The sequence below is a fragment of the Luteimonas kalidii genome (assembly GCF_029887935.1).
GTDB lineage: Bacteria > Pseudomonadota > Gammaproteobacteria > Xanthomonadales > Xanthomonadaceae > Luteimonas > Luteimonas kalidii.
Genome location: NZ_JARXRO010000014.1, coordinates 676,270 through 688,100 on the forward strand (window position 1 = coordinate 676,270; position 11,831 = coordinate 688,100).

The window sequence follows — 11,831 nt, forward strand, 5'->3', positions numbered from 1 at the left end:
GCGTCCGTGACCGGCGAGCCGCACGCGTCGCAGACCTCCGCGGTCGATGTCGTGGTGCTCGGCGCCGGCGCCGCGGGCCTGATGTGCGCGATCGCCGCCGGCGCGCGCGGCCGGCGCGTGCTGGTGCTGGATCACGCCAACAAGGTCGGCAAGAAGATCCTGATGTCGGGCGGCGGGCGCTGCAACTTCACCAACACCGGCACCACGCCCGCCAACTACCTCGGCGCGAACCCGCACTTCTGCAAGTCGGCGCTGGCGCGCTACACGCCGACGGACTTCATCGCGATGGTCGAGCGCCATGGCACCGCGTACCACGAGAAGGAACTGGGGCAGCTGTTCTGCGACGAATCCTCGAAGCAGATCGTGCGCATGCTGCTCGAAGAGGCCGACGCGGTCGGCGCACAGGTGCGCACCCACTGCACGGTCGAATCGGTGGAACAGCCGGGCGAACGGCACTTCCGCCTGCGCACGTCGCACGGCACGCTCGAGTGCGGCGCGCTGGTGGTGGCGACTGGCGGCCTGTCGATCCCGAGCATGGGCGCCAGCGGGTTCGGTTACCAGCTCGCGCGCCAGTTCGGCCACGACCTGCGCGCCACGCGCGCCGGCCTGGTGCCACTGACGCTGTCGGGCACGCACCTGGAGCGAGTGCAGGATCTGTCTGGCCTGTCGCTGGAGGTCGAAATCAGCTGCAACGGGGCCAGTTTCCGCAATGCGATGCTGGTCACCCACCGCGGGCTGAGCGGACCGGCGGTCCTTCAGATCTCCTCCTACTGGCAACCCGGTGATGATCTTCGCGTCGACCTGTTGCCCGGACGTGATGCCGGCGACTGGCTGACGGCACGCCAGCGCGAGCGCGCGGACGCCGAACTGCGCACGGTGCTGGGGGAGGTCCTGCCGCGCCGCTTCGCCCAGCGCCTGTGCGAGGTCTGGCTGCCCAGCCGGCCGATGAAGCAGTACACGCCGGCGCAGCTGCGCGAACTGGCCGACACCCTTGCCTGCTGGCCGGTGGTGCCCAGCGGCACCGAGGGCTACCGCACTGCCGAGGTCACGCTGGGGGGCGTGGACACGGACGGCCTGTCGTCGACGACGATGATGTCGCGACGGGTGCCCGGGCTGTATTTCATCGGCGAGGTCGTCGACGTCACCGGCTGGCTCGGGGGCTACAATTTCCAGTGGGCATGGGCATCGGGTCATGCGGCAGGGAGCGCGGTTTGATCCGTTCGCGATAGCCTCCTCCTATCCTGACCTTCGCATTCTTCGATTTCATCTATTCATGACGCAGGCGTAAGGTGGACCGACTTTCCATCCGCCAGGAGCACGCGCCATGTCGACCGAAGCCGAAGCCAAGTGCCCGTTCCACGCCACCGCCGGTGGCGGCACCGGCAACCGCGAGTGGTGGCCCACCCAGTTGCGGCTGGACCTGCTGAACCAGCACTCCAGCCGCTCCGATCCGCTGGATCCGGAGTTCGACTACGCGAAGGCCTTCGGCGCGCTCGACTACCACGCGCTGAAGAGGGATCTGCGCGACCTGATGACCGATTCGCAGGACTGGTGGCCGGCCGACTTCGGACACTACGGCGGGCTGATGATCCGCATGGCCTGGCACAGTGCCGGTACCTACCGCATCCAGGACGGTCGCGGCGGTGGCGGCCGCGGCCAGCAGCGCTTCGCACCGCTCAACAGCTGGCCCGACAACGTCAGCCTCGACAAGGCCCGCCGGCTGCTGTGGCCGATCAAGCGCAAATACGGGCAGTCGATCTCGTGGGCCGACCTGATGATCCTGGCCGGCAACGTCGCGCTTGAAACGATGGGCTTCCGGACCTTCGGCTTCGCTGGCGGCCGCGAGGACACCTGGGAACCCGACCAGGACGTGTACTGGGGCCGCGAGACCACCTGGCTCGGTGGCGACGTGCGCTACGCGCATGGCTCCGAGGGCGTGGAGAAGCCGGGCGATGAGGGCGTGCTGGTGTCGGACGACGATGCCGACGGCGACGTGCACTCGCGCCGGCTGGAGAATCCGCTGGCCGCGGTGCAGATGGGCCTGATCTACGTCAATCCCGAGGGCCCCGACGGCAATCCCGACCCGCTGCTCGCGGCGAAGGACATCCGCGACACCTTCGGCCGCATGGCGATGGACGACGAGGAGACGGTCGCGCTGATCGCCGGCGGCCACTCGTTCGGCAAGACCCACGGCGCCGGCCCGGCCGACAATGTCGGGGCCGAGCCCGAAGCCGCCGAACTCGAACTGCAGGGTTTCGGCTGGCACAACCGCTATGGCAGCGGCAAGGGTGCCGACACCATCACCTCGGGCCTGGAGGTCACCTGGACCCAGACCCCGGCGCTGTGGAGCAACAAGTTCTTCGAGAACCTCTTCGGCTTCGAATGGGAGCTGGAGAAGTCGCCCGCCGGCGCCCACCAGTGGGTGGCCAAGGACGCCCCGGAGGATGTGCCCGACGCGCACGACGCGACGAAGAAGCACCGCCCGCGCATGCTCACCACCGACCTGTCGCTGCGGTTCGACCCTGTGTACGGACCGATCTCGCGGCGCTTCCTCGAGAATCCGCAGGCGTTCGCAGACGCGTTCGCCCGCGCCTGGTTCAAGCTCACCCACCGCGACATGGGGCCGCGTTCGCGTTACCTCGGGCCCGAGGTGCCGAAGGAGGAACTGGTGTGGCAGGACCCGTTGCCCGCGGTCGACCATCCGCTGGTCGAGCCGGCCGAGATCGACGCGCTGAAGCGGAAGATCGCCGACGCAGGCCTGTCGGTCGCCGAGCTGGTCTCCACCGCCTGGGCATCGGCGTCGACGTTCCGCGGCGGAGACAAGCGTGGCGGCGCCAACGGCGCGCGCATCCGCCTGGCGCCGCAGAAGCACTGGGAGGTCAACCAGCCCGCGCAGCTGGGCAAGGTGCTCAAGGCGCTCGAGCGGATCCAGTCGGAGTTCAACCTGGACGCGCCGGGTGGGAAGAAGATCTCGCTGGCCGACCTGATCGTGCTCGCCGGCGGGGTCGGCGTGGAACAGGCGGCGAAAGCCGCCGGGGTGGAGGTCGGCGTGCCCTTCAGCCCGGGCCGCGCCGACGCGCGCCAGGATCAGACCGACGTGGAATCCTTCGCCGTGCTGGAACCCTGGGCGGACGGATTCCGCAACTACACGCGCGGCCATTCGAAGGTACCCGCCGAGCACCTGCTGGTCGATCGCGCGCAGCTGCTCACGCTCACCGCGCCGGAGATGACCGCGCTGGTCGGCGGGCTGCGCGTGCTCGGCGCCAACCACGGCGGCGCCGCGCATGGCGTGTTCACCGATCGCCCGGGTGTGCTGAGCAACGACTTCTTCCGCCACCTGCTCGACATGGGCACGCAGTGGCAGGCGGTATCGAAGGCGGCCGACGTGTTCGAGGGACGCGACCGCCGCAGCGGCGAGAAGAGATGGACCGGCACCCGGGTCGACCTGGCGTTCGGCTCCAATGCGGTGCTGCGCGCGCTGGCCGAGGTGTACGCGAGCGACGACGGCCAGGAGAAGCTGGTCCGCGACTTCGTGGCGGCGTGGCACAAAGTCATGGAGCTCGACCGGTTCGACCTGCGCTGATCCGGACGGCGCGCCTGCGGATGCGTCGGGCGCGGCCGGCGCGTTCGCGGGTACCGCGGCGATCCTGCCGCGCGGAACGACGTTGGCGTGGACCGGCGGAACGGGCCCCGGAGTCGTCTCCGCTGCCCTCCGGGCGGGCTGGCCGGGCATCGCATCGGCGACGCCGGTCCTCAACCCGCCCTGCCCTAGCTGGCGTCGATGTCGCCCAGCGCCCGGATCAGGCGACGTGCACGCTTGTCAGGCTTGCTGTCGGGTGGACGGAACCCGTTGCGCCCGGCGCGCGCCAGTGCACGTGCCGCCTCGCGGCGCTCGCGCGATGCTACTGATTCGGCGTAGAGCGCCTGCGCCTGCGGTGCGGGTCCGCGAACGTCGGACAGCTCGCGCACCTCGACCTCGAAGGTCTCGCCTGCGCGTTCGACACGCAGCGCATCGCCGACCCGCACCGCGCGCGCGGGCTTGGCGCGCTGCCCGCCCACCTCGACCTTGCCGGTGTCGATCGCCTGCCGCGCCAGCGCGCGCGTCCGGTAGAACCGGGCAGCCCACAGCCACAGGTCGAGGCGGACACTCTGGGCGGGTTCTGGGGTGGACGCCATCACGTGGATTGTACCGGCCCTCCCCGGGCCGGATCGCCGCATGGCGAGTGGGATAGGCGCGCGACGAGCATGGGTCGAGGGCGTTCGCGCGGACCGTCCGCGGGCGCCCGGCCGGCATCATGCGCGAGGACGCTGCCGCGATCAGGTCGCCGGGCGATGCGTGCCCGACGGGCGAATGACATGACGTGCGGAGCCCGGGGGCACACTGATTCGAGCCGGTTCGGACGCCAACCCGAGTCCGACGTCGGGCACCGGCCAAAGCCGACAGCGCGCCAGGGACGTCGCGACCGACCTGCTGCCTGGTGAGGGCACCCGGACACGCAAACGGCCGCCCGGGGGCGGCCGTCGCGATCGCGCGGAGCGCGGGCCTATTCGGCGGTTTCGGCCGCCGCAGCCGCGGCCGCAGCCGCCTTCGCCTTGGCGTGCGCCGACAGGTCTTCCTTGATACGCGCCTTCTTGCCCTCCAGGCCGCGCAGGTAGTACAGCTTGCCCGCGCGCACCTTGCCGCGACGCTTCACCTCGACCGAGTCGATCGCGGCGCTGTGGCTCTGGAACACGCGCTCGACGCCGTAGCCGTGGGAAATCTTGCGCACGGTGAACGACGAGTTGAGGCCGGCGTTCTTCTTGCCGATGACCACGCCCTCGTAGGCCTGGACGCGCTCGCGGTTGCCCTCCTTGACCTTCACGTTGACGATCACGGTGTCGCCGGGGCCGAAGTCGGGGAGCTGGCGCTGCGCCTGCTCGGTCTCGAACTGCTGCAGCAGGGTGTTCAGGGACGGCTTGGTGGTCATGGCGGTATCTCGTTGGAGCCTGTTGGAGTCGTTGTAGGCGTGGTGCACGTGGACGCACGCTCTTGGCAATGCCTGCCTGTGGCAGGTCAGCCGCGCATGATAGCGGGAATTCCCCCCCGGAACCACCGCCAGCGGCGCGCTGCGAGCCTGCAGCCCTCGCAGACAGCGCAAGACCGCGCTCCCCTCCCCCCACGAGTTCCCAACCGAGCCCGTAGCCCGGGTAAGCGAAGCGCACCCGGGGCCGGCCTGCGCCGCCCGGAACGCCCCCGGGGTCTGCCAGCGGCCCAATCCCACTCGCCCGGGCGGCTGGAGCCGTTACAGCGCCCTCGACCCGGCCGCTGGCCCGAACCTTCCCGGCCCTCCCCCTGCCCCGATCGACCCGCCCGACATTGTCGATCCGGCCAAGGGACCAGACCCGGAATCCGACCCCCGGTCAGCCCTCTTCGCCGCCGGCCCGATCCTGCGCCTCGAGCCAGCGCGCTTCCTCCGCGCTCAGGCCGGCGGCGGCCAGCAGGTCCGGGCGACGCTCGCGCGTACGCAGCAGCGCCTGGCGACGGCGCCAGCGGGCGATCTCGGCGTGGTTGCCCGAGAGCAGCACCTCGGGCACCGTCCCCAGCGAATGCTCAACAGGCCGCGTGTAGTGCGGGCAGTCGAGCAGGCCGTCACCCTCGAAGCTGTCCTGAACGGCGGAGTCGGCATCGTTGAGCACGCCGTCCTGCAGCCGCGCGACCGCGTCCACGACCACTGCCGCGGCCAGTTCTCCGCCCGAGAGCACGTAGTCGCCGATCGACAGCTCCTCGTCGACCTCGGCGGCGAGCAGCCGCTCGTCGACGCCCTCGTAGCGTCCGCACAGCAGGATGATCCGGGACTGCCCGGCGAGCGCGCGGACCCGCGCCTGGTTCAGCGCCCGCCCCTGCGGGCTCAGGTAGACGACCCGCGCCGGAGCGGGGTCTGCGGTACGCGCGGCGTCGATCGCCGCCCGCAGCGGGTCGATCAGCATCACCATGCCCGGCCCGCCGCCGAACGGCCGGTCGTCGACCCGGCGGTAGTTGCCCTCGGCGAAGTCCCGCGGGTTCCAGCCGTGGATCGACAGCAGGCCGCGCTCCTGCGCGCGCCCGACCACGCCGAAGGCGGCGCACTGGGCGACGAACTCGGGGAACAGGCTGATGATGTCGACGCGCATGGACGGAATCCGGGATCCGGGACACGAAGCAGGCTAAAGGTTTGGACTTCCGCACGCAGTACGGGCGCGGATCGGCAGCGCCGGCACGGTCCAGCGGCGTGTACCGGAGCCGATGCCGCAACCAGGCGCAGGACTCACGCGGGCCTTGAAACCCGCCGCACGCAGGACCCCGCGCCCTTCAGAAGTCCGCGTCCCAGTCGACCGTCACCAGCCCGGCTTCAAAATCCACCGACGTGACGTAGTCCGGCTGGACGAACGGGATCATCCGCTCGCGATCGCCACGCGCGACCAGCACGTCGTTGGCGCCGGTGGAGAACAGATGCGACACCGTGCCGAAGTCGACGCCTTCGGTATTGACCACGCGCAGGCCTTCCAGATCGACCCAGTAGTACTCGCCCGGCTTCGGGGGCGGCAGCGCGGTGCGCGGCACCCACAGTTCGGCGCCGCGCAGCGCCTCGGCCGTGTCGCGATCCTCCACGCCCGGCAGCTGCAGGACGATGCCCTTGGCGGTGCTGCGGCCGCGACCGCCGTCGAGTTCGCGCTCGCGTCCCTGCGCATCGCGCAGCAGCCAGGGCCGGTAGCGGAAGATCGCTTCCGCCGGATCGCTGAAGGATTCGAGCTTGAGTTCGCCACGCACGCCGAACGCGCCGTGGATCCTGCCCATGAGGATTCGGCGCGTCGGGGCGTTCATGTCGGCACCGGCCGCGCCTCGGCGCGGCCCGGGATCAGGCGGCCGGAGCGGCGGCCTTGCCGGCTTCGCGGTACAGGTTGCGGACCTTGTCGGTCAGCTGCGCGCCCTGCGAGACCCAGTGGTCGACGCGCGCGGTGTCCAGCACGATGCGCTGCTCGGCGCCCTGGGCGACGGGGTTGTAATAGCCCACGCGCTCGATGTTGCGACCGTCGCGCGCGCTGCGCGAGTCGGTGACGATGATGTGGTAGAAGGGGCGCTTCTTCGCGCCGCCGCGGGTGAGGCGGATCTTGACCATGGTGCGTTCTCGGTGTTGCCCAGTCGCCAGGATGGCGAGGTAAGCCGGACATTATAGGGCATCGCCGCGCCGCCGCCACCCGCCTCCGGGGCCAGCTGGGCCGGTCCGGCCTGCGCAGCCGGGGCTTTCGGAAGTCAGGACTCCCCGAGTGCCGGGTGGATATCGACGTCACGCCGCGCGGGCAGCCGCGACGCATAGGCGTTTTCAGGCGCCCTCTGGTCGGCTAGAGCGAGCGCAGGGGCGCGGCCTGCAGCGCGGCCCGCAGGCGTTCCATCAGCACGGGATCGGGCCGCAGCGCGAGGTCGTCGATGCCCGACAGCGGCCACACACCCGTGGCATTGGCGGCGAAGGCCGCCTTCAGTCCGCCCAGCGCCCGCGCCTCCACCGGCATGTGCCGCTGCGCCACCCCCACCTCGGCCAGGCCGGCCTGCAGCAGCTTCTCCTGGGTGCCGCGCAGCGCCTCTGCCTGCGGCCAGACCACCTGCTCTCCATCCCAGAAGCCGATGTTCCAGACCGAGCCTTCGCTGATCCGGCCCCTGGCATCGACGAACAGGGCGTCGTCGAAGCCATCGCGCAGCGCCTGCCGCCGCCACTGGAACAGCGGGAAGGTGCCGACGTGCTTGACGTGTGGCAGCGGCCGCTGGAACGCGAACGTCTTCACCCAGGCGGGAGTCGTCGCCGCCTCGCGCGCCGGCGACAGCGACGCCAGCACGTCGACCGGCACGCTCCGGTCGGGTCGCAGGGAGTCGAACGCGCGCGAGAACACGGTCACGCGCACGCCCGCGTCGTCCATGCCGGCGGCATCGAGCGCGCTGATGATCCCCGACCTGATCCGCGCCTCGTCGAGCGTCTGGTCGAACAGCTCGCGCGTGGCCGCCTTCAGCCGCTGCAGGTGCAGGTCGAACCCGCGCACCGCACGGCCGCGCACCTGCATCGAGCTGAAATGGCCGTAGTTGGCCAGCGCCAGCGCGCGCAGGTCGTCGGCGGTGGCGGGCTGGCCGTCGAGGAAAGCGAGGCTCACGTCAGCGCTACCGGCTGCAGTGTCTGCCGCAACTGCCGGCGGTGGGCAATGGCGTCGATCACCGGCGAGGAATGCGGTGCCGCCGATCCGCTCAGCGGAACGGCATCCGCCCCATGCCGCCGCCCATCATGCCCTGCAGGCCGCGCATCATGCCCTTCATGCCGCCGCGGGCCATCTTGCCCATCATCTTCTCCATCTGCTGGTACTGCTTCATCAGCTTGTTGACGTCGGACGGATGGGTGCCGGAGCCGGCGGCGATGCGGGCGCGGCGCGAGCCGTTGAGCAGAGCCGGGTTGCGCCGCTCCTTCCTGGTCATCGAATTGATGATCGCGATCATGCGCGGCACTTCCCTGCCCTGCTGCACCTGCTGCTTGAGGTGCTCGGGCACCTGGCCCAGGCCAGGCAGTTTCTCCATCAGGCTGCCGATGCCGCCCATGCTCTGCATCTGCTCGAGCTGGTCGCGCATGTCGTTGAGGTCGAACTTCTTGCCCTTGGCGACCTTCTCGGCCAGCTTCTGCGCCTTGTCCTTGTCGACCTGCTGTTCGACCTGCTCCACCAGCGACAGCACGTCGCCCATGTCGAGGATGCGGCTGGCGACGCGGTCGGGGTGGAACACGTCCAGGCCGTCGGTCTTCTCGCTGGTACCGATGAACTTGATCGGGCGCCCGGTGATGTAGCGCACCGACAGCGCGGCGCCGCCGCGGGCGTCGCCGTCGGTCTTGGTCAGCACCACGCCGGTGAGCGGCAGCGCCTCGTGGAAGGCCTTGGCGGTGTTGGCCGCGTCCTGGCCGGTCATCGAGTCGACCACGAACAGGGTTTCGGCCGGGTTGACCGCGGCGTGCAGGGCCTTGATCTCGGCCATCATCGCCTCGTCGATGGCGAGGCGGCCGGCGGTGTCGACCAGCAGCACGTCGACGAACGACTTCTTCGCATCGGCGATCGCCGCGCGCACGATGTCCACCGGCTGCTGGCCGGCGTCGGACGGGAAGAACAGCACGCCGGTCTGGGTCGCCAGCGTGCGCAGCTGCTCGATGGCGGCCGGACGGTAGACGTCGGCGCTGACCACCATCACCTTCTTCTTGCGCTTGTCCTTGAGCAGCTTCGCCAGCTTGCCCACGGTGGTGGTCTTGCCCGCACCCTGCAGGCCCGCCATCAGGATCACCGCGGGCGCCGGCACGTTGAGGTTCAGCTCGCTGGCCTGGGCGCCCATCACCGCCGCCAGCTCGTCGCGCACCACCTTGATCAGCGCCTGGCCGGGGGTCAGCGACTTCAGCACTTCCTGGCCGACCGCGCGCACCTTGATCCGCTCGACCAGCGCCTGCACCACCGGCAGCGCGACGTCGGCCTCGAGCAGCGCGATGCGGACTTCCCGGGTGGCCTCGCGGATGTTCTCCTCGGTCAGCCGGCCGCGGCCGCGGAGGCGGTCGATGGTCCCGGACAGGCGCTGGGTGAGCGATTCGAACATGGGGGAAACACCGGCGAAAACGATCCGCGATTATAGCGGGGCCGCCGCCGGCGGCCGCGACCCCGTACGCGGCGTGGCGACGTCCCGATCCCGTCGGGCTGCTCGCCGGCGAAGCGCCTGCCCTGCCTCCGCGCGCCCACGACCGTGTGCGACACTTCCGCGATGTCAATCGTTCTCATCGCCGCCGCGTTCTACCTGCTGGCCGGCTGGCTGGTGGTGCGCCGCCTGCTGGCGGTCGGCGGGGCCGGCGCCGGATTCTGGCTGCTGACCGCGCTCAGCGCCGTCGCGCTGCACGCGCTGACCCATCTGCTGGCCTGGCGCCAGGAAGGCGGGCTTGACCTGCACTTCTTCGCCGCGCTGTCGCTGGTCGGGCTGGGGATGTCGGCTCTGACCACCGTGTACGCGGCCGGCGGGCGCCTGGGGGCGCTCGGAGTGGTGGTCTACCCGATCGCCGCCGCGTCGCTGCTGGGATACGGGTTCGCCGATGCCCGGGTCGCGCGCGAGCTGGACTGGCGCCTGGAGCTGCATGCCTGGCTGGCGCTGCTCGCGTACGCCACCCTGGCCGTCGCCGCCCTGCTCGCCATCATGCTGTGGCTGCAGGAACGCGCCCTGCGCCGGCACCAGTTCCGCGGCTGGACCCGTGTCCTGCCGCCCCTGACGGAACTCGAGACGCTGCTGTTCCGGTCGATCGGGGTCGGCTTCGTGCTGCTCTCGGCCACCCTGCTCACCGGCGCGCTGTTCGTGCACGATTTCTTCGCCCAGCGCCTGATCCACAAATCGGTGCTCAGCGCGTTGTCGTGGCTGGTGTTCGGCGCGCTGCTGCTGGGGCGCTGGCGCTACGGCTGGCGCGGCGCCAAGGCGGTGCGCTGGACGCTGACCGCGATGGCGCTGCTGGTGCTCGCGTTCTTCGGCAGCAAGTTCGTGCTGGAGCTGCTGCTGGGCCGCACCTGAAACGCGTCCCCCGTCGTGCCCCCCGGGATTCGGCGAGAATGTGCGGCCCCGAGACCCCGCGCCTGCCGCCATGCCTTTCCAGGATCCACCGAGCCACCTCGCCTGCGCCGCGCAACATGCGTGGACGGCCGCCGCGATCCGGCGCATCGAGGCCGACTTCAACCGCTCGGCCGACACCCACCTGATCCCGCTGGCGTTGCCGGGCTTTCCCGGCATCGACGTGTACTTCAAGGACGAATCCAGCCACCCCACCGGCAGCCTGAAGCACCGCCTGGCGCGCTCCCTGTTCCTGTATGCGCTGGCCAACGGCTGGCTGCGCGAAGGCAGCACCGTGGTGGAAGCCTCGAGCGGATCGACCGCGGTATCGGAGGCCTATTTCGCGCGGCTGCTGGGGCTGCCGTTCGTGGCGGTGATGCCGGCGTCGACCTCGCCCGAGAAGATCGCCGCGATCGAATTCCACGGCGGTCGCTGCCATCTCGTCCGCAACGCCTGCGACATCGCAGGCGAATCGGCGCGCCTGGCGCGCGAGGCGGGCGGCCACTTCATGGACCAGTTCACCTACGCCGAACGCGCGACCGACTGGCGCGCCAACAACAACATCGCCGAATCGATCTTCCGGCAAATGGACCAGGAGCCGCATCCGGTGCCCGCGTGGATCGTGTGCAGCGCCGGCACCGGCGGAACCAGCGCCACGATCGGCCGCTACGCGCGCTATCGCGGCCTGTCGACCCGCGTGCTGTGCGCAGATCCGGAACACTCCGCCTTCCACCCCCACTACGCCGCGTTGGCCACCGGCCAGGAGGCGTCCACCTCGGCCGTCCCCGCCTCGCGCATCGAGGGAATCGGACGACCGACGGCCGAACCCAGCTTCATCGCCGGCTGCGTGGACGCGATGGTCAAGGTCCCCGATGCGCTCGGCCTGGCGGCGATGCGCTACGTCAACGCGCGCCTCGGCCGCCGCGTCGGCGGGTCGACCGGCACCAATTTCATCGGCGTGCTCGCCGTCGCGCAGGGCATGCGCGCACGCGGCGACACCGGCTCCATCGTCACCATCCTGTGCGATGGAGGCGAGCGCTACGCGCACAGCTACTACGATCCGGCGTGGTACCGCGCCCAGGGCATCGACGTGGACGCCGCGGACCGCATCGTCGCGCACGCGGCCGACGACGACGGCCCACTGCCTGACCTGCAGCCGGTGTCGCGGTTCGGGCACTGAGGCTCGCGACGCCCGGCCTCGGGCGCCACGCATGCGCGACGG

At 70.7% G+C, this 11,831-nt stretch carries 11 protein-coding genes; 4 read left to right on the forward strand and 7 right to left on the reverse strand.

What is annotated here, in order from left to right; all coding sequences use genetic code 11:
* The first annotated feature begins 6 nt into the window (after positions 1 to 6).
* Both QFW81_RS08430 and katG read left to right on the forward strand, forming a co-directional pair.
* Positions 7 to 1,215 (forward strand): BaiN/RdsA family NAD(P)/FAD-dependent oxidoreductase, encoded by a 1,209-nt coding sequence (locus tag QFW81_RS08430; protein WP_280578260.1) that lies wholly within the window; start codon positions 7 to 9, stop codon positions 1,213 to 1,215.
* 109 nt (positions 1,216 to 1,324) lie between these two features.
* The gene (katG, locus tag QFW81_RS08435) at positions 1,325 to 3,583 is read left to right on the forward strand and encodes a catalase/peroxidase HPI (RefSeq protein WP_280578261.1); all 2,259 of its coding nucleotides are present in this window, start codon (positions 1,325 to 1,327) and stop codon (positions 3,581 to 3,583) included.
* A 185-nt stretch (positions 3,584 to 3,768) separates the two neighbouring features.
* Here the strand turns inward: katG and QFW81_RS08440 are convergent, their stop codons facing one another.
* From QFW81_RS08440 to ffh, 7 genes are all read right to left on the reverse strand, one after another.
* Positions 3,769 to 4,176 carry an RNA-binding S4 domain-containing protein gene (locus QFW81_RS08440; RefSeq protein WP_280578262.1) on the reverse strand — a complete coding sequence of 136 codons (408 nt, stop codon included), beginning with the start codon at positions 4,174 to 4,176 and terminating at the stop codon, positions 3,769 to 3,771.
* Positions 4,177 to 4,544: 368 nt separating this feature from the next.
* Positions 4,545 to 4,967 (reverse strand): 50S ribosomal protein L19, encoded by a 423-nt coding sequence (gene rplS, locus QFW81_RS08445; protein WP_280578263.1) that lies wholly within the window; start codon positions 4,965 to 4,967, stop codon positions 4,545 to 4,547.
* A gap of 433 nt (positions 4,968 to 5,400) precedes the next feature.
* Positions 5,401 to 6,150, reverse strand: a complete 750-nt coding sequence (gene trmD, locus QFW81_RS08450) for a tRNA (guanosine(37)-N1)-methyltransferase TrmD (RefSeq protein WP_280578264.1) — start codon at positions 6,148 to 6,150, stop codon at positions 5,401 to 5,403.
* 178 nt (positions 6,151 to 6,328) lie between these two features.
* Positions 6,329 to 6,841: a ribosome maturation factor RimM gene (gene rimM, locus QFW81_RS08455; RefSeq protein WP_280578266.1), complete on the reverse strand. Its 513-nt coding sequence runs from the start codon at positions 6,839 to 6,841 to the stop codon at positions 6,329 to 6,331.
* Positions 6,842 to 6,875: 34 nt separating this feature from the next.
* Positions 6,876 to 7,136, reverse strand: coding sequence for a 30S ribosomal protein S16 (gene rpsP / locus QFW81_RS08460; protein ID WP_280578267.1), 261 nt, complete (start codon positions 7,134 to 7,136; stop codon positions 6,876 to 6,878).
* A gap of 223 nt (positions 7,137 to 7,359) precedes the next feature.
* On the reverse strand, positions 7,360 to 8,157 hold the full coding sequence (locus QFW81_RS08465) for an aminotransferase class IV family protein (RefSeq protein ID WP_280578268.1): 798 nt from the start codon (positions 8,155 to 8,157) through the stop codon (positions 7,360 to 7,362).
* Between the two features lie 91 nt (positions 8,158 to 8,248).
* Positions 8,249 to 9,622: a signal recognition particle protein gene (gene ffh, locus QFW81_RS08470; protein ID WP_280578270.1), complete on the reverse strand. Its 1,374-nt coding sequence runs from the start codon at positions 9,620 to 9,622 to the stop codon at positions 8,249 to 8,251.
* A 162-nt stretch (positions 9,623 to 9,784) separates the two neighbouring features.
* Between ffh and QFW81_RS08475 the strand changes: the two genes are divergently transcribed.
* Complete coding sequence (locus QFW81_RS08475) at positions 9,785 to 10,573, forward strand: cytochrome C assembly family protein (protein ID WP_280578271.1); 789 nt, start codon at positions 9,785 to 9,787, stop codon at positions 10,571 to 10,573.
* Between the two features lie 70 nt (positions 10,574 to 10,643).
* The gene (locus tag QFW81_RS08480; protein WP_280578272.1) at positions 10,644 to 11,789 is read left to right on the forward strand and encodes a PLP-dependent cysteine synthase family protein; all 1,146 of its coding nucleotides are present in this window, start codon (positions 10,644 to 10,646) and stop codon (positions 11,787 to 11,789) included.
* Positions 11,790 to 11,831: the final 42 nt, after the last annotated feature.

Bases quoted from the DNA above. Each gene is read 5' to 3' on its own strand.
- katG (WP_280578261.1), top strand. From the start codon at position 1,325: ATGTCGACCGAAGCCGAAGCCAAGTGCCCGTTCCACGCCACCGCCGGT.
- QFW81_RS08440 (WP_280578262.1), bottom strand. From the start codon at position 4,176: ATGGCGTCCACCCCAGAACCCGCCCAGAGTGTCCGCCTCGACCTGTGG.
- rplS (WP_280578263.1), bottom strand. From the start codon at position 4,967: ATGACCACCAAGCCGTCCCTGAACACCCTGCTGCAGCAGTTCGAGACC.
- trmD (WP_280578264.1), bottom strand. From the start codon at position 6,150: ATGCGCGTCGACATCATCAGCCTGTTCCCCGAGTTCGTCGCCCAGTGC.
- rimM (WP_280578266.1), bottom strand. From the start codon at position 6,841: ATGAACGCCCCGACGCGCCGAATCCTCATGGGCAGGATCCACGGCGCG.
- rpsP (WP_280578267.1), bottom strand. From the start codon at position 7,136: ATGGTCAAGATCCGCCTCACCCGCGGCGGCGCGAAGAAGCGCCCCTTC.
- ffh (WP_280578270.1), bottom strand. From the start codon at position 9,622: ATGTTCGAATCGCTCACCCAGCGCCTGTCCGGGACCATCGACCGCCTC.
- QFW81_RS08475 (WP_280578271.1), top strand. From the start codon at position 9,785: ATGTCAATCGTTCTCATCGCCGCCGCGTTCTACCTGCTGGCCGGCTGG.
- QFW81_RS08480 (WP_280578272.1), top strand. From the start codon at position 10,644: ATGCCTTTCCAGGATCCACCGAGCCACCTCGCCTGCGCCGCGCAACAT.